Annotated in this window: 16 protein-coding genes; 13 read left to right on the forward strand and 3 right to left on the reverse strand. The window is 53.5% G+C overall.

Annotated elements, in window-relative coordinates; all coding sequences use genetic code 11:
- Positions 1–12: 12 nt before the first annotated feature.
- Together zipA and ligA are read left to right on the forward strand one after the other, a co-directional pair.
- Positions 13–1,218: a cell division protein ZipA gene (gene zipA, locus AB1N33_RS01335; RefSeq protein WP_411269721.1), complete on the forward strand. Its 1,206-nt coding sequence runs from the start codon at positions 13–15 to the stop codon at positions 1,216–1,218.
- Positions 1,219–1,258: 40 nt separating this feature from the next.
- Positions 1,259–3,301: an NAD-dependent DNA ligase LigA gene (gene ligA / locus AB1N33_RS01340; protein WP_411269722.1), complete on the forward strand. Its 2,043-nt coding sequence runs from the start codon at positions 1,259–1,261 to the stop codon at positions 3,299–3,301.
- Here ligA and AB1N33_RS01345 read toward each other — a convergent pair.
- A complete protein-coding gene (locus AB1N33_RS01345; RefSeq protein ID WP_411269723.1) occupies positions 3,298–3,831 on the reverse strand; it encodes a DUF2062 domain-containing protein in 534 nt (177 codons plus the stop codon). The two genes, ligA and AB1N33_RS01345, sit on opposite strands and share 4 nt — an antisense overlap.
- Before the next feature lie 20 nt (positions 3,832–3,851).
- Here AB1N33_RS01345 and AB1N33_RS01350 point away from each other — a divergent pair, with 20 nt between their 5' ends.
- From AB1N33_RS01350 to AB1N33_RS01395, 10 genes are all read left to right on the forward strand, one after another.
- Positions 3,852–6,182 carry a DNA internalization-related competence protein ComEC/Rec2 gene (locus tag AB1N33_RS01350; RefSeq protein ID WP_411269724.1) on the forward strand — a complete coding sequence of 777 codons (2,331 nt, stop codon included), beginning with the start codon at positions 3,852–3,854 and terminating at the stop codon, positions 6,180–6,182.
- 112 nt (positions 6,183–6,294) lie between these two features.
- A complete protein-coding gene (gene msbA / locus AB1N33_RS01355) occupies positions 6,295–8,043 on the forward strand; it encodes a lipid A export permease/ATP-binding protein MsbA (protein WP_411269725.1) in 1,749 nt (582 codons plus the stop codon).
- Positions 8,044–8,048: 5 nt separating this feature from the next.
- A complete protein-coding gene (gene lpxK / locus AB1N33_RS01360) occupies positions 8,049–9,074 on the forward strand; it encodes a tetraacyldisaccharide 4'-kinase (RefSeq protein WP_411269726.1) in 1,026 nt (341 codons plus the stop codon).
- Positions 9,071–9,265 carry a Trm112 family protein gene (locus tag AB1N33_RS01365; RefSeq protein WP_411269727.1) on the forward strand — a complete coding sequence of 65 codons (195 nt, stop codon included), beginning with the start codon at positions 9,071–9,073 and terminating at the stop codon, positions 9,263–9,265. The genes lpxK and AB1N33_RS01365 overlap by 4 nt, the downstream gene beginning before the upstream one ends.
- 5 nt (positions 9,266–9,270) lie before the next feature.
- On the forward strand, positions 9,271–10,029 hold the full coding sequence (gene kdsB / locus AB1N33_RS01370) for a 3-deoxy-manno-octulosonate cytidylyltransferase (RefSeq protein WP_411269728.1): 759 nt from the start codon (positions 9,271–9,273) through the stop codon (positions 10,027–10,029).
- Between the two features lie 25 nt (positions 10,030–10,054).
- Positions 10,055–10,714, forward strand: coding sequence for an SDR family oxidoreductase (locus AB1N33_RS01375; protein WP_411269729.1), 660 nt, complete (start codon positions 10,055–10,057; stop codon positions 10,712–10,714).
- A complete protein-coding gene (locus AB1N33_RS01380; protein ID WP_411269730.1) occupies positions 10,708–11,688 on the forward strand; it encodes a Kelch repeat-containing protein in 981 nt (326 codons plus the stop codon). The genes AB1N33_RS01375 and AB1N33_RS01380 overlap by 7 nt, the downstream gene beginning before the upstream one ends.
- A 9-nt stretch (positions 11,689–11,697) precedes the next feature.
- On the forward strand, positions 11,698–12,039 hold the full coding sequence (locus AB1N33_RS01385) for a Fis family transcriptional regulator (RefSeq protein ID WP_411269731.1): 342 nt from the start codon (positions 11,698–11,700) through the stop codon (positions 12,037–12,039).
- A 136-nt stretch (positions 12,040–12,175) separates the two neighbouring features.
- On the forward strand, positions 12,176–12,367 hold the full coding sequence (locus tag AB1N33_RS01390) for a hypothetical protein (RefSeq protein ID WP_411269732.1): 192 nt from the start codon (positions 12,176–12,178) through the stop codon (positions 12,365–12,367).
- Positions 12,368–12,415: 48 nt separating this feature from the next.
- Positions 12,416–12,616 (forward strand): hypothetical protein, encoded by a 201-nt coding sequence (locus AB1N33_RS01395; RefSeq protein WP_411269733.1) that lies wholly within the window; start codon positions 12,416–12,418, stop codon positions 12,614–12,616.
- A gap of 145 nt (positions 12,617–12,761) precedes the next feature.
- Here the strand turns inward: AB1N33_RS01395 and AB1N33_RS01400 are convergent, their stop codons facing one another.
- Together AB1N33_RS01400 and rimO are read right to left on the reverse strand one after the other, a co-directional pair.
- Positions 12,762–13,001, reverse strand: coding sequence for a hypothetical protein (locus AB1N33_RS01400; protein WP_411269734.1), 240 nt, complete (start codon positions 12,999–13,001; stop codon positions 12,762–12,764).
- A gap of 87 nt (positions 13,002–13,088) precedes the next feature.
- Positions 13,089–14,507 (reverse strand): 30S ribosomal protein S12 methylthiotransferase RimO, encoded by a 1,419-nt coding sequence (rimO, locus tag AB1N33_RS01405; protein WP_411269735.1) that lies wholly within the window; start codon positions 14,505–14,507, stop codon positions 13,089–13,091.
- Between the two features lie 272 nt (positions 14,508–14,779).
- Here rimO and AB1N33_RS01410 point away from each other — a divergent pair, with 272 nt between their 5' ends.
- A complete protein-coding gene (locus AB1N33_RS01410) occupies positions 14,780–15,268 on the forward strand; it encodes a DUF2919 family protein (RefSeq protein WP_411269736.1) in 489 nt (162 codons plus the stop codon).
- Position 15,269 lies beyond the last annotated feature (1 nt).

The raw sequence follows: 15,269 nt of genomic DNA on the forward strand, positions 1-15,269 counted from the left end.
CGAAAATCTGAGATGGAAGATCAATTACGTCTCTCACTACTTATAGCCGGCACCTGTTTTATCGTGGCGGTACTGGCGCATGGTATCTGGAAAATCCGTAAAGCGAACCGTCCGGACGATGATGCACAGCGTGAAGAGCCTCAAGCGTGGACTGACAGCGATGATGATGACGCGGCGTTTGACCTTCCTGATGAGCATGATAATGATGATGACTACTATGATGAACTGGGCATAGGCCGTGTTCGCGTAGGCAAGTCGCAGCCCCAGGCCGATGATGCGCCTGAAGAAGAGGCTGGTGAGCAGGATACCACAGACGATACGACCGCAACTGAGAACGACGAACCAGAAAAAGCGGTCACCACGGAGGCGCCGAAAAAGGCCGAAAAACTGTACGGTTCAGTGGTAACTAACCCTAAGCCTCACATGCAGGCACCATACACTCCGCCTGGTGAAGCCGATATTGTCGACTTCCCGGAGCCACCGAATTTTCTGTTAAAAACCGAAGAAGAAAAAGCCAATGCGGCGAGACAGGCGCCATCGGAAGTGGATGAGTTTAGTCTGGACACCCAGCCTGGCCAGCCAGAGGCCAGCCCCGCGCCAGCTGCCGAGCCCGAGGCGCCGAAAAGTATCAGAAAGCGCAGCAGAAGTGCATCGCCACGGCGTCGCCAGGAACCTAATTTTGGTGATGACCAGATGCGTATCGACTTTGATGATCAGGCATCAGAGCCGTCGTTTTCTGCCAATGATGACGCCCGGCAGGACAAACCGCGTGCCGGCGCTCAGCCTGAACAGGAAGTGCTGGTACTGAACGTGCGGGCCAAACAGGATGAACCTATTTCAGGTGCAGCCTTGCTGCCTTTGCTGCTGACGCTGGGGTTTAAATTTGGTGACCAGGATATTTTCCATCGCCACGTAAACTCAAACGGAAAAGGTCCGGTCTTGTTCAGCCTGGCTAACATGTTTAAGCCCGGCAATTTCGACATTGATAACCTGGAAAACTTTTCAACCAAAGGATTATCACTGTTTATGATCCTGCCTATCGAGGGCGATCCGCATCAGGTATTTAACATGATGCACAATGCTGCTCGTAAAATTGCTGATGAGTTTGACGCACAGGTGCTTGATGGGCGCCGCAGCGTGCTGACCCGTCAGGGATTGCAGCAGTACGCCGAAAAAATTCGCGAATTCGAACGTCAGCGGATGATTGCCCGCCACTAATCATCCAGCGTGCTGACCGACTGACAGACAAGGTGGAGTCGTGATCCCAGAAACTATTCGTGCGCAGGCAGAAGACCTGCGCGCCCGCATTAATGAATACAATTACCAGTATTACGTGCTGGACGATCCTACCGTACCCGACGCTGAGTACGACAGGCAGTTGCGCGTTCTGCAACAACTCGAGGCAGAATACCCGGCACTGGTGACTCCTGACTCGCCCACGCAAAAAGTAGGGGGACAGCCACTCGACGCGTTCACGCCGGTGCAGCATGAAGTGCCCATGCTGTCGCTTGATAACGCGTTTGATGAAGAGAGCCTGTATGCGTTTGAAAAACGTATTTTTGACCGCCTGAAATCGTCGGAGACACTGCGTTTTAGCTGTGAGCCAAAGCTCGACGGCCTGGCCGTGAGTATCTTGTATGAAAACGGTGTGCTGGTGCGTGCGGCGACGCGCGGAGATGGCCAGACCGGCGAAAATATCACGCAAAACGTACGCACCATTGCCAACGTACCGCTGAAGCTGCGGGGCAACAGTTTTCCTGAGCGACTGGAGGTGCGTGGTGAAGTATTCATGCCCAAAGACGGCTTTGAACAACTTAACAATCGCCAGCGTGAGCGTGGTGAGAAGATCTTTGCCAACCCGCGTAATGCGGCGGCCGGTAGTCTGCGTCAGCTTGACTCGCGGATAACCGCTAAACGGCCACTGATGTTTTACGCGTACTCACTGGGTGTTGTCTCGCCTGACACGTTCACACTGCCTGATCATCACAGCGAGCGGCTTAGTCTGCTGGCTCAGTGGGGCCTGCCATTGTGTCCGCAGGCAGATACGGCAACAGGCGCCAAAGGCTGTCTGGCGTACTACCACCGCATACTTGACGCGCGTGAAGGCCTGCCGTACGACATTGATGGTGTTGTCTTTAAAGTCGATAGCATTGCGCTGCAGCAGACCCTGGGGTTTGTCGCCCGCGCCCCGCGCTGGGCGATTGCGCAGAAGTTTCCGGCACAGGAAGAGGTTACCCGCTTAACGGATGTGGAATTTCAGGTCGGCAGAACCGGCGCAATTACGCCGGTCGCGCGGCTGGAACCGGTGTTTGTTGGCGGTGTTACCGTGTCCAATGCCACGCTGCACAATCAGGACGAAATAAACCGCCTGGGCGTAAAAATAGGGGATTATGTGATTATCCGCCGGGCCGGTGACGTGATCCCGCAGGTGGTGTCGGTAGTGGAAGCGAAAAGGCCGGATGATGTCAGTGAGATTGTGTTTCCTGACCATTGTCCTGTTTGTGACTCCCAGGTTGAAAAGGTCGAGGGTGAAGCGGTTGCGCGCTGTACCGGCGGCCTTATCTGCGCAGCCCAGAGAAAGCAGGCGCTGAAACATTTCGCGTCGCGCAAGGCGCTGGATATAGACGGTCTGGGCGACAAGCTGGTCGATCAACTGGTTGATGCCGATCTGGTGCACAGCCCGGCTGACTTTTTCAGGCTGAGTCTGGCTGACCTTATCAGTCTCGAGCGTGTGGGAGAAAAGTCGGCCAGCAACCTGCTGAGCTCGCTGGAGGCGTCGAAGACGACCACCCTGAATAAGTTTCTGTATGCGCTCGGGATAAGAGAAGTGGGCGAGTCAACCGCACTGAATCTGGCGCAGCACTTTGGCACGCTTGACGCAATCAGACAGGCTGACAGTGACACGCTGCAGACGGTGCAGGATGTCGGCAGTGTGGTTGCTGAGCATATCTGCAACTTCTTCCGTGAGGCGCATAACAATGATGTAATCGATGCGCTGATCGAGGAAGGTGTTAACTGGCCGGACATTGTGCTCCCGGATGAAGACGCGCAACCACTGAAAGGACAAACCTGTGTGCTGACCGGCACACTGTCTGCGATGGGGCGTAATGACGCAAAGGCATTGCTGCAGCAGCTCGGTGCGAAAGTGTCAGGCTCTGTGTCGGGCAGCACCGACTTTTTGGTTGCTGGCGAGAAAGCCGGGTCTAAGTTGACCAAGGCGCAGTCGCTGGGCGTGGATGTCTGGGATGAGGACAAGCTGCTCAGCGTGCTGAAAGAGCACGGTTTGTATACCGCCGGTTAATGTTGTGATGTGGCAGCCCGGCGTTTTTCCTGTCGGTGCTGCCAGGCCTTTTTGACCTGAAAGCGCCACAGCCAGTTAAGCCCGAAGTAACCTGCCAGCCCGAATACCACCGAGCAGATCCCGCATCCGACTAAAAAAGCCGGACCGATGGTCGACAAGCTTTCCACAACCCACTGCCAGCTGAACTGAAACTCAAAATGTTTCGGTGTGGTCCCAAGTACAGTAGTCCCGACCTTATACGCCCCATAGAATATCGGCGGCATAGTAAAGGGATTCGTGATCCATACGGTTGCCACAGAAAGAGGCAGGTTCACTCTGAGTGGAATGGACGCCGCCGCAGATAACCACATCTGAAACGGTACCGGCCAGAAAGCGAAAAACAAACCAACGCCAAACGCCCCGGCAGCCGAGCGCCGGTTGAGATGCCACAAGTTAGGCTCGTGAAGGATTTTCCCGAAAATGCGTAACGCGCGCTGTCGCTTTATCGTCTCGTGATCAGGCAGAAAGCGGCGGATAAACTTTTTAGGCATAAGTCTGGTTCATTTATTTTATGGGTACACAAGCGCAGCAGTATCATATCACAATCTGGCTGCTGGGCTTTTGCAGCGCCTCCCTGACATTTGTCCTGTGGCCATCTCTGCCATCACGTTCCCGCCTGCTGCTACTCAGCGTGGTGCTTGCGGTGATGGTGATAAAAAGGCGCTGTCTGGCGCTCGCCATAGCACGGCGACGATGGCGATCTCTTTCGCTCACACCCGCGCTGTGCTGTGGTGTTATGACCGGTGTGTTATGGATGGCGAGTGTAGGGCATTGGTACTATGCTTGGCAACTTCCTGCAGACAAAATTAAGCAACCTGTAACAATTTCCGGACAAATAGTCAGCGCCGCGTGTAAAACAGCGTATGCAGACTACTATTTTCAGTTAACCTCACTGAACAATACTCCCGCGGGGGCAGGCCGCTACCTGCGCTTGTACGACCATCATTCACGCTGTCTCCCGGCAGGTGCGGTGATCACCGCTTCTGCCCGACTTACGCCCGCTTATGGCAGCGCCAATCCGTTTGGGTTTCTGTCTCAGCAATATTATGCCAGCCGCGGCATTGTGGCATCGGGCAGTCTTGAACACGTTACTGTGCTTCGTCACACCGCCTCCCTGCGAGACCAGCTGAGTCAGCATGTCCGGACATACCAGATAGCCAGCGAGCGCTGGCTGAACGCCTTACTGTTTGGCGAGCGAAGCCAGTTAACCCGTGACGACTGGACACTGTTGCAGGACACGGGTACCGGTCATTTGTTCAGTATTTCGGGATTTCACCTTGGTATTGTTGCGCTGATTTTATTGCCTGTGAGCGGGGCGATCATCACGCTGGTAATGCTGCTGGTGTGCCGTGGCCATCCGGTGCGCAATGCACGACCTCTGGTGTTGCTGATGCTGCTTGTTGGCGCGGGCGGTTATGTCATCCTGTCAGGCGCGCAACTGCCGGCAGTGCGCGCCTGGCTGTTACTGGCTGTGGTAAGTCTGTTTCATGTTCTGTTACGACAATGGCCACACGCATCCCAGGCGCTGCTGATGATGGCGCTGTTAATCGTGTTGTTTCCGCTCTCCCTGCTGTCTGCCAGCTTTTATCTGAGCGCGGGGGCTGTACTGCTTATCTGGTATGCGAACTGGCGCTGGCAATTATCAGCGTATAGTGGCCTGGGGGCGCTATGGCGTCTGCAGTTAATGTTGTCTGTCGCGCTGTTGCCACTGACACTTGGCTGGTTTTCTGTATGGAGCGTGTCAGGCGTTGTCATCAATCTTGTACTGGTGCCCTGGTTATTTGTGCTGCTGCCGGCAGTGTTGGTGCTGTTGGGAATGTCACTGGTATCGCCGGAGTCGTTCTGGCCAATGCAACTGGCCGATGTGATGATGGGCGGCACTGTTGACGTATTGCGCTATTTGCGAGACATGCTGCCCCCGTCCCTTGAGGCCGCGCTGCCTGTGCCGGTATTGCTGACATCGGCGCTGGCGCTGTGGATGTTGTCGATACCTGGCGGGCGGTACCGTCGTCGCAGTGCCGCCATTCTTGTACTTCCACTATTGGGCAGCTTTGTTCCAGCCGACGAGTCAACATGGTATCTGCATGTGCTGGACGCCGGGCAGGGAACGGCGATGGTGCTGGCCCGTGGGCAACATGCCATTGTCATTGATACCGGTGCGTCGAGTCGTGGTGTTGACCGGGTGATGACGCCGGCACTGCTTCCGTTAATTGCGCATTACCGGCTTGACATCGATGCCGTAGTGGTCAGTCACGGTGACAACGATCATGCTGGCGGTGTGCCGGCGCTGATCCACTACCTGAAAAATACAAATCAGCTACCAGCCTGGTACTTACCTCAGTCCGGTTGTGTGCGTGGTCATCATATTGAATGGCAGAAGTTGTCGTTGCGTTTTTTATGGCCAACCCCGTCAGCCACCGGAACAGAAAATAATCTGTCCTGTGTCCTGCAAATCAGTGACGGCAGGCACAGTATTTTACTGCCGGGTGATATTGAACGAAGCGCGGAATATGCGCTGCTGACCATGGACGATGATCTCACCTCATCGGTGTTGATTGCTCCGCATCACGGCAGTAACACGTCGTCAACGGGAATATGGATACAGCGCGTTGCCCCCGAACACGTTATTTTTACCCAACAGTTTGCGCATCGCTGGGGTTTTCCCCATGACGAGGTGGTTTCCCGCTACCGTGAACAGGGGACGGCGTTATGGGCGACCAGTGAGCACGGGTATCTGCGGGTTGCGGTAAGGCAGGATGGCACACTCATGCTGCGCAGTTTTCGTCACGATCTTCACCGACGCTGGTTTTTGCCCGCCATGCCGTTGCTCAAAAGCGATTGATTTTTCGGCGTAAAGCCTAATAAACCCTGTGTCAGGCTGGTTACCGGATTAGGGAATTTGTCGACTTATCTGTACAATACACCCGGAACTCAACAGAGAATGTAACAACCACATGCAACACGCTCCGTATTCGCCGTCACAGGTTCGCCGTTTTTTACGTTATCTCCGGCCCTACAAGCTGCCGTTTCTGGCAGCCATTATCGGTATGATTGGTTATTCTTCCGTAGACACTTTCGTGTTTGCCCAGTTGCAACCCATGATTGATGAGTCGCTGGGGAATAACGACCATGAGTACCTGCGTCTGGCGGCCTATGCCATTGTTCCGTTGTTTGTTTTGCGCGGCATATTCAATTTTCTCGGTAGCTACACCCTGACCTGGATCGGTTCGCAGGTGGTATTACGTATGCGTCAGCAACTGTTTGATAAATACATCCATCTGCCGGTGTCTTTTCACGACAGTCAGTCGGTTGGAAACCTCATCAGTAAAGTGACCTACGACACCGAACAGGTCGCCAACGCCGCCGGCAAAGCTTTACTGACACTGGTGCGCGAAGGCGCACTGGTCATCGGCCTGCTGGCTGTGATGTTTTATTATTCGTGGCAACTGTCACTGATATTCCTGCTGATAGGCCCGCTGGTAGCGGTGATTGTCTCCGTGGTCAGTAAACGCTTTCGGGTAGTCAGCCGCAATATCCAGCAGGCCATGGGAAACCTGACCTCTGCAGTTGAACAGGCGGTAAAAGGTCACAAAGTCGTATTGATGTTTGGGGGACAGCAAATCGAACAGGAGCGGTTTGCCAGAAAGAATAATACTAACCGTCAGCAAACTATGAAGCTGGCAGTGACACAGATATTAAGCGTGTCATCCATTCAGGTCATTGCGTCGGTCGCGCTGGCCGTTGTGCTGTATATCGCCAGCACGCCGGGTATGCTGGAATCACTGACTGCCGGTGTGTTCATTAACGTGGTGTTCTGTATGGTAATGCTGCTGAAACCGCTTAAACAGCTTACCACCATCAATAATGAGTTTCAGAAAGGCATGGCTGCCTGTGCCAGCGTTTTTGACGTGCTGGATAAGCAGGATGAAGCCGATGACGGTACCCATCACCTCACCCGCGCGAAGGGCAAAATTGAGTTTGATGATGTGACCTTTACCTACCCGGGTAAACACCACCCGGCGCTTAAAAATATCAGTTTCAGCGCGCAGCCGGGGCAGTCGATTGCACTGGTTGGACGCTCGGGGAGCGGTAAGTCAACCATCTCATCACTGCTGACGCGTTTCTATCAGCCCCAGGACGGGCAAGTGCGCATTGATGACATGCCACTGAATGATATCGATTTAAAATCGCTGCGGGCGCAGTTCGCGGTGGTATCGCAGCATGTGATCCTGTTTAACGACACCATTGCCAACAATATTGCGTATGGCAGAGAAGGCGATGTGACCCGCGAAGAGATTGAAAAGGCGGCGGCAATGGCGCACGTAAATGAGTTTCTTCCGCAACTGCCGGATGGGCTGGATACTATCATCGGCGAAAATGGTCTGATGCTGTCCGGTGGACAGCGACAGCGTATCGCGATTGCGCGGGCGATTCTGGCCAATGCGCCAATTCTGATTCTGGATGAGGCAACGTCTGCGCTTGATACCGAATCCGAGCGTCTTATCCAGGATGCACTGGAAAGCCTGCAGGCCAACTGCACCAGTCTGGTGGTCGCGCACCGCCTGTCGACCATTGAAAATGCCGACACCATCATTGTGGTCGACAACGGAAAAATTATTGAGATGGGCAAGCACCAGACGTTGCTCGATAAACAGGGGCATTACGCTCAGCTGCACGCCCTGCAGTTTGGTGAGGCATCGTAACTTTGATGAGTGCAGGTGTTGGTGCAGCAATCGAGCGGGCGTGGTACACAGGAAATCCACTGTTGTGGCTGCTGTTGCCGTTAAGCGCACTGTTCTGGTTAATCAGTTCACTGCGCCGTAAAGGCTACCAACTGGGAATACTGAAAGCTTACCGGCCCCGTGCCCGGGTGATTGTTGTTGGTAACATATCGGTGGGGGGCAATGGTAAAACACCGGTTGTTATTGCACTGGCTGAGCACTATAAAAAGCAGGGACGTCAGGTAGGTGTGGTCAGTCGTGGCTATGGTGGTAAGTGCAATACCTTTCCGTATCGCGTCCGGCATGATGACCCGGCAGACAAAACCGGTGATGAGCCGCTGCTTATTGCCCGGCGAACGGGGCTCCCGGTGGTGATAGATCCGGTACGTGCGCGCGGAGTTAAGGCGCTTGAGGCGTTGGGCTGCACGCTGATTATTTGTGACGATGGCCTGCAGCATTATGCGCTGGCCCGGGATGTGGAAATTGTCGTCATGGACAACCGCCAGTGCGGTAACGGAAAGCTGATGCCCATGGGGCCGCTGCGTGAAGGACGCTGGCGGCTGAATACGGTCGATGTCATCGTGCATAACAGTGGGTCAGAAGAGCCTGTGCTGCTCGATGATGTCACGACGCCACAGGTTGCGATGACGCTGAGTGGCGGCAAACTCGTCAATGTCAATGCACCGGCAGAAAGCCGGACACTGACATCGCTGGGAGCAACGCCTTGTATTGCTATTGCGGGTATTGGTAATCCGGCGCGATTTTTTTCCCAGTTATCGGGGCAGGGTGTGGTACTGAGCGACACGATGGCATTTGCCGATCATCATCAGTTTGTTGACGATGATATCCCCGACGGCCTGGTACTGATGACTGAAAAAGACGCGGTGAAAATGCATGGGATTGCCCATGATAACTGCTGGTATCTGCCGGTAGAGGCCGATTTGCCCCCGCTGTTTTATCAACAGATTGATGCAGCGCTGTCAATGGCGCGCGACGATAAGGAACCCTCATGATATTTGATAAAAAACTGTTGGAAGTGCTGGCATGTCCCGTTTGTAAAGGAAAACTGGTACTTGATGAAAATACGCAAAGCCTGGTGTGCCGGTTTGACCGCCTTGCTTATCCGGTGCGTGATGGTATTCCGGTTCTGATTGAGGCGGAAGCGACGCAACTGTCACTCGACGACGTAGACGCTACCCGGTAATCCCCATGAACTTTACCGTTATTATTCCAGCCCGCTTTGGCTCGACGCGTTTTCCCGGTAAGCCGCTTGCCGATATACACGGTAAACCGATGATCCAGCACGTTGCCGAGCGGGCGGCAGAAGCCGGCGCTGACCATATCATTGTTGCTACCGATGATGAGCGCATTGCCAACGTGGCTAAAGGGTTTGTTGACGTGTGCATGACCGATGCGTCACACCAGTCGGGCACTGAGCGTATTGCCCAGGTGATTAATGACCGTGGCATTGCCGATGACACCATTATTGTCAATGTCCAGGGCGACGAGCCTTTTGTGCCGGCAGAAAATATTCGCCAGGTGGCGGGGCTGTTAAATGACCAGGATGACTGCCAGATGGCGACGCTGGCGACGCCAATAGAGTCAGTGGCAGAGGTCATCAACCCTAATGTGGTGAAAGTGGTCGTCAATGCGAAAAAGCATGCGCTGTATTTTTCGCGAAGTACCATTCCGTTTGAGCGCGATCGCATGATGTCGCACCCGACTGACGCTGATCCACAACATTACCTTCGGCATATAGGATTATACGCATACCGCGCGGGATACGTCCGTCAGTATGTGGCATATGCACCGTCTGCCCTGGAGCAGCTTGAGTCACTCGAACAGCTTCGTGCGCTGTGGTATGGCGACCACATTTTATGTGACGTGGCTGAGGCTGCACCGCCGGTGGGCGTAGACACCCCTGAGGACTTGAAGCACCTGCTCGCGATATCAGCGACGCAGCGATAAGAAGAAACGACGTGGAGAAACGCAGATGAATGTGGTGATTACTGGTGGTAACCGGGGAATTGGTCTGGCTCTGGTTAATTATTATCTGGCACGCGGTGACAAGGTTTATGCGACCTGCCGAAATAGCTGTGATGCCCTTAATAAGTCAGGCGCAACGGTTATCAGTGGCGTTGATGTATCCAAACCAGAGCACCTGAAAGACGCGTTAAAGCCACTCGCTGGTGTTGATATCGATCTGCTTGTGAACAATGCTGGTGTGCTTGGCAAAGAGGGGGTTGATGATTGGGACCCGCATACCATTGATTATCAGTTCAGGGTGAATGCGATGGGGCCATTGCTGGTAACCCAGTGCCTGCTTCCGCGTTTAAGCGGCGGTTCAAAAATTGCCATGATCACCAGTCGCATGGGCTCTATGGGTGACAATCAGTCAGGTGGTTATTACGGATATCGCATGTCCAAGGCTGCACTCAATGCGGCTGCTGTATCGCTGGCGAATGATCTGGCATCCAGAAGTATTGCGGTAGGTGTTATCCATCCCGGGTTTGTACAGACCGAAATGGTAAATGGAAACGGTGATGTGGACGCGGATACGGCAGCAAGCCGCATTGCAGAGCGAATTGATGAACTGACGATGGATACCTCCGGTCAGTTTGTTCACGCAAACGGGGAGGCATTACCATGGTAGTGCGCGCCGGTTTGATAGGTATTACTGCGGCGTTATCATTTTTCGCACAGGCTGACGTCAGCTGGGAGAAATCTGTACCGCTACCGGACCCTGTACAGGAAATTTACCCCACCGTATGGCAGGGCAGCATGGTAGTGGGTGGTGGTTTGTATGCGCACCCGGCTACCCGCATCGCCATCACTGACAAAGTGTGGCGCGGCAAACCGGGCGAGACATGGGAAGCGTTGCCAGCACTGCCTGAAAAGCGACATCATCCCATGCTGGTGGGGATTGCTGACCGTCTGTTTTCGGTTGGCGGCTTTGTCGAGACGGCTGACGGGAAATGGACAAACTCGGCGGATACCTATGAACTTACCGGGCAGGGCTGGCAAACGCGGGCACCGCTACCACACCCTCTGGCAGAAACTGTGTCTGCGGTGATTGACGGTAAACTCCACGTTGCCGGAGGGCGCACGCCCGAGGGCGACAAAAACGGGCAGTGGCGCGACAGTACGGATACCCAATGGCACGGCGTCTATGACCCAAAGACCGACACCTGGCATACGGCAGCGCCCTTACCTGAAGCAAAAAACAGTGCCTGTGGTGTGCAGGTGAACGGCAAGTGGCATGTCATTGGTGGCCGTACCAAAGCACTGGTAAACCTGACATCACATCACGTGTATTCACCGGCCGGAGACGTCTGGACTGAAGCACCAGCGATGCCACAGGCACAGGGCGGGCTTGCCTGCGCCGCGCTTAACAACACCATTTACGTGTTTGGTGGTGAATATTTTGAAGGCGAGGGTGGCGTATTTAGTCAGGTCTGGGCATTTGATACCGAACATCAGCGCTGGCAGGCGGTAAGTGAGATGCCTGTACCCCGGCACGGATTGGGTGCGGTTACCATCGATGACGCGATTTACGTGATAGGTGGCGCTGCGAAAATGGGCGCCGATGATACCCGGGCAGATGTCAGTGTGCTGAGGGTTGACTGACGGCGCGGTATGACAAAAACGGACAAGAAGACAGACAACGCCATTCGTCTGGTACTCACCCGGGTGTGTGAAACTGCGCTGGAAGATATTGAGGGGTTTGAGTGGCTCACACACCAGGTGAACTACCGCGCGTTTCCCGAGTCTCTCACTATCACCTGTGTGTTTGACACCCGCGATTCACTCGAACTGGCCAATACACAACACTTAGTGTCACTGATTGGCCAGGCCATGTCCGATATCGGCATTCGGCTTGCGTCAGTTCATCGGCACATCCGCTTTGACACCCAAGAAGATTGTTTAAGAGACCATGATGGTCGATGGAATGTGCGTCTGGCACAGCTGTCATTTTAACAAGCAGCATTTAGTCTAAGCGCTTAGCCAGCTTTTTAGATCCCCAGTTCAGTGTCCTTCTACGTTGATAATTTCTATCTTTGCTTTGTAACCCATGGGTGTTACGACATTGTTTTCATCAACGTAAGGAAAATTGATGATTGAATTATCAGAAACTGAAATTAACGCCGTGGCTGCCGCAGGAACAACGGAGTGGGGCGTTTCAATTGGCGCTGCTATGGGCTTTTTAGGTATGGCGTTAGCTGTTACTAATCCCATAGGGATAGGTGTATTGGCGGGCGCTTATATTATCTCATCGGGCATGGCGATGTATTACAAGTGGCCATAACCTTATCGCCTTCACAATTGTGAAGGCGTTTAGCCAAAGGAAAGCAATATGGTTAAAAACTTAGCTCTGCTCGTGGTTATTTCTGGTAGCCATTCTTTGCTACTTTTTTTGTTCGGCGCTGCAGAAATCCATGCGTTAATTATCATTACAATGACAACGTCAATTTGCATGGTGACTTTTTACCTTTTCATGGCTAAAAAACAAGTTGCTACCGATTCTAAAGCTAAGTCGTTGCATATTTTTGATTAGTGATAAGCCGCAAAGCCAATTGTGGAAAGTTAACGCTCAAAATTCTGCGAAATCGTAATGGCGTACCGTGGATTAATAAGCGAGTCTGAACACGGGGTTGGAGTACAAACGCTGGGCGGGATGCTGACGTACTGACCGTGACCGATTACTTTTTGCCGGATCTTACCAGCAGGATGACACCGGTAATCAGACAGATACCGTTCATGGTACCCGCAATAATAACGGTCGCCCTGAAATCTTCAGGGCGATCGCTTGCTGCATATACCTGACCGCCACCGCCTGTGATACCTTTGTGGTAAATGAACTGTTCAGAGGACAACAACCGCCAGGTACCATAACCAGCGAAAGCACCCAGCGCCAGTAACAGAATTCCGGCTGCTTTCATCGTGCCTCCATAACGCATTAACTTTCTGCCACATTGAGTGTAGACAAGGTAACGACAAAGCACATTACGACATCGCTTTTTAACAGATTATTCGTCGTCCTGCTCTTCAGACAATACGGCCCACAGGTCATGGGCGTCGGCGTGGATGATTTCGGCCCAGACACGCTGTCCCGGCTGCACGTCGTAAACGCCGTTCAGGTGAACAACACCATCGACTTCTGGCGCGTCAGCGTAGGTCCTGCCAACGGCACCCTCGCTGTCGACAGAATCGATGACTATCTGATATTCCTGCCCGATACGCTCCTGCAGGCGAGACTGGCTGATTTCACTCTGCACTTCCATAAAGCGCGCCAGACGTTCCTGTTTAACCGCTTCAGGCACAGGATCGGGCAATTCGTTGGCTTTTGCGCCATCAACCGGCGAGTAGGCAAAAGCGCCAACACGGTCAAGGCGTGCCTCACGCAGAAAATCCAGCAGCTCTTCGAATTCTTCTTCTGTTTCACCCGGAAAGCCAACAATGAAGGTCGAGCGAATGATCAGTGTCGGGCATTGCTCGCGCCATTTTTTAATTCTTTCGAGTGTTCGCTCGGCACTGCCCGGGCGTTTCATCAGTCGTAAAATGCGTTTGTTAGCATGCTGAAGCGGCATGTCCAGGTAGGGAAGAATTTTTCCCTCTGCCATCAGTGGGATCAGATCATCCACATGCGGATAGGGGTAAACATAATGCAGACGGATCCACATATCGAGTTCACCAAGTTTTTCGCTAAGTGTACTCAGGTGTGTTTTCAGTGGCATACCATTCCAGAAGCCGGTGCGGTGTTTTACGTCGACACCGTAGGCACTGGTATCCTGGGAAATGACCAGCAGCTCATTGACGCCGGCGGCTTTAAGTCGCTTTGCCTCATCCAGAATTTCGCCCATCGGACGGCTGACAAGATCGCCCCGCATGGAGGGAATAATGCAGAATGTACAGCGATGATTGCAGCCCTCAGAAATCTTCAGATACGCATAGTGACGAGGGGTGAGTTTCACACCATGGTCGGGCACCAGATCGTGAAATGGATTATGCGCGGGTTTCGGCAGGTGCTCATGAACCTGGTCTACGACCGTTTCATAGGCATGCGGTCCGGTGATTGCCAGGACATTAGGATGGACCTCGCGAATTTCATCATCCTTCACACCAAGACACCCGGTCACAATAACCCGGCCATTTTCTTTCAGCGCCTCGCCGATGGTATCCAGTGATTCCTCGACTGCCGAGTCGATAAAACCGCAGGTATTTACAATGACCAGGTCTGCGTCATGATATGTAGGCACCACATCATAGCCCTCGGTACGCAGTTGCGTCAGAATCCGCTCAGAATCCACCAGGTTTTTAGGACAACCCAGACTGACAAAGCCGATGCGACTGCCTGCGGGTGCGGTCTCATTGCGCCCGGCTTCCAGTGTTTTTACTGGAATATCGAGCGTGGTTGTCTGTTTGGGGGTAAAACGTTCTACTGTCATAGCCTGTCAAAACCTGCGTTAAAGGACCGGTTAAAAAGTGGACGCGGATTATACAGGATATCTTCAGTGAAGGCAGCTTTTGTCTTGCTTTCGCTGCCGCGTTAATACTTACCTGTCTTGATTATGCGCGAGAAACGATTATTGTACCGTCTTCCCACGATTCGTTTAGAAGTGAACGCGCCATTGAGTTTATTATTGCCACGCTGGCCGCGCAGACCAGGCCGACGTTACCACACTGATGGTGTGATATTGCCTTTGGCTGTGAGGCTTGCGTGCTGAAATTACCACTGCATTGCTACGATGAAGCCGGTCATATTTTACCACCGCGCTGGCTGTACTGGTTATTTGCCTTTGCCTGTATCGACTGGCTGGTTCTGGTGTTTGCTCTGGCGTCAATGCAACAGACTCACGAACTGCTGGCACTGTTTTATCCGGACAGGGTGTTGCTGGGCACGAATCTGGTAGCAGGGTTTCCGGTGGTCATTGCGCTGGTATTAACCGCGCAGCGTGAGCGTCTTTGGAAGCGGGGGTGGATACGCTGGGCTGCGGTTATCCGGCCACTGCTGATAACCGGCCTGCTGACCATTGCCGGCCTTCAGGTGTGGGCAGAGATAAAAATGCACTGGCAGTTTCAGGCGTATTCCGGGTTACGGCTGTTTATGGCACTGGCTTGTCTGTATGCCGTCGCACGCAGCCGGCATGTGCGCTGGATGCTGGAAGACTGGAAGAAAGGGCCAGTAAGCGACACTGACCCGGCGTAAT

The sequence above is a fragment of the Alteromonas nitratireducens genome, from assembly GCF_040812025.1.
GTDB lineage: Bacteria > Pseudomonadota > Gammaproteobacteria > Enterobacterales > Alteromonadaceae > Alteromonas > Alteromonas nitratireducens.

What these genes read in the sequence shown, in the direction of transcription:
- zipA (WP_411269721.1), top strand. Translation starts at nt 13, where the DNA reads ATGGAAGATCAATTACGTCTCTCACTACTTATAGCCGGCACCTGTTTT.
- AB1N33_RS01345 (WP_411269723.1), bottom strand. Translation starts at nt 3,831, where the DNA reads ATGCCTAAAAAGTTTATCCGCCGCTTTCTGCCTGATCACGAGACGATA.
- AB1N33_RS01350 (WP_411269724.1), top strand. Translation starts at nt 3,852, where the DNA reads ATGGGTACACAAGCGCAGCAGTATCATATCACAATCTGGCTGCTGGGC.
- msbA (WP_411269725.1), top strand. Translation starts at nt 6,295, where the DNA reads ATGCAACACGCTCCGTATTCGCCGTCACAGGTTCGCCGTTTTTTACGT.
- lpxK (WP_411269726.1), top strand. Translation starts at nt 8,049, where the DNA reads ATGAGTGCAGGTGTTGGTGCAGCAATCGAGCGGGCGTGGTACACAGGA.
- AB1N33_RS01365 (WP_411269727.1), top strand. Translation starts at nt 9,071, where the DNA reads ATGATATTTGATAAAAAACTGTTGGAAGTGCTGGCATGTCCCGTTTGT.
- kdsB (WP_411269728.1), top strand. Translation starts at nt 9,271, where the DNA reads ATGAACTTTACCGTTATTATTCCAGCCCGCTTTGGCTCGACGCGTTTT.
- AB1N33_RS01375 (WP_411269729.1), top strand. Translation starts at nt 10,055, where the DNA reads ATGAATGTGGTGATTACTGGTGGTAACCGGGGAATTGGTCTGGCTCTG.
- AB1N33_RS01380 (WP_411269730.1), top strand. Translation starts at nt 10,708, where the DNA reads ATGGTAGTGCGCGCCGGTTTGATAGGTATTACTGCGGCGTTATCATTT.
- AB1N33_RS01385 (WP_411269731.1), top strand. Translation starts at nt 11,698, where the DNA reads ATGACAAAAACGGACAAGAAGACAGACAACGCCATTCGTCTGGTACTC.
- AB1N33_RS01390 (WP_411269732.1), top strand. Translation starts at nt 12,176, where the DNA reads ATGATTGAATTATCAGAAACTGAAATTAACGCCGTGGCTGCCGCAGGA.
- AB1N33_RS01395 (WP_411269733.1), top strand. Translation starts at nt 12,416, where the DNA reads ATGGTTAAAAACTTAGCTCTGCTCGTGGTTATTTCTGGTAGCCATTCT.
- AB1N33_RS01400 (WP_411269734.1), bottom strand. Translation starts at nt 13,001, where the DNA reads ATGAAAGCAGCCGGAATTCTGTTACTGGCGCTGGGTGCTTTCGCTGGT.
- rimO (WP_411269735.1), bottom strand. Translation starts at nt 14,507, where the DNA reads ATGACAGTAGAACGTTTTACCCCCAAACAGACAACCACGCTCGATATT.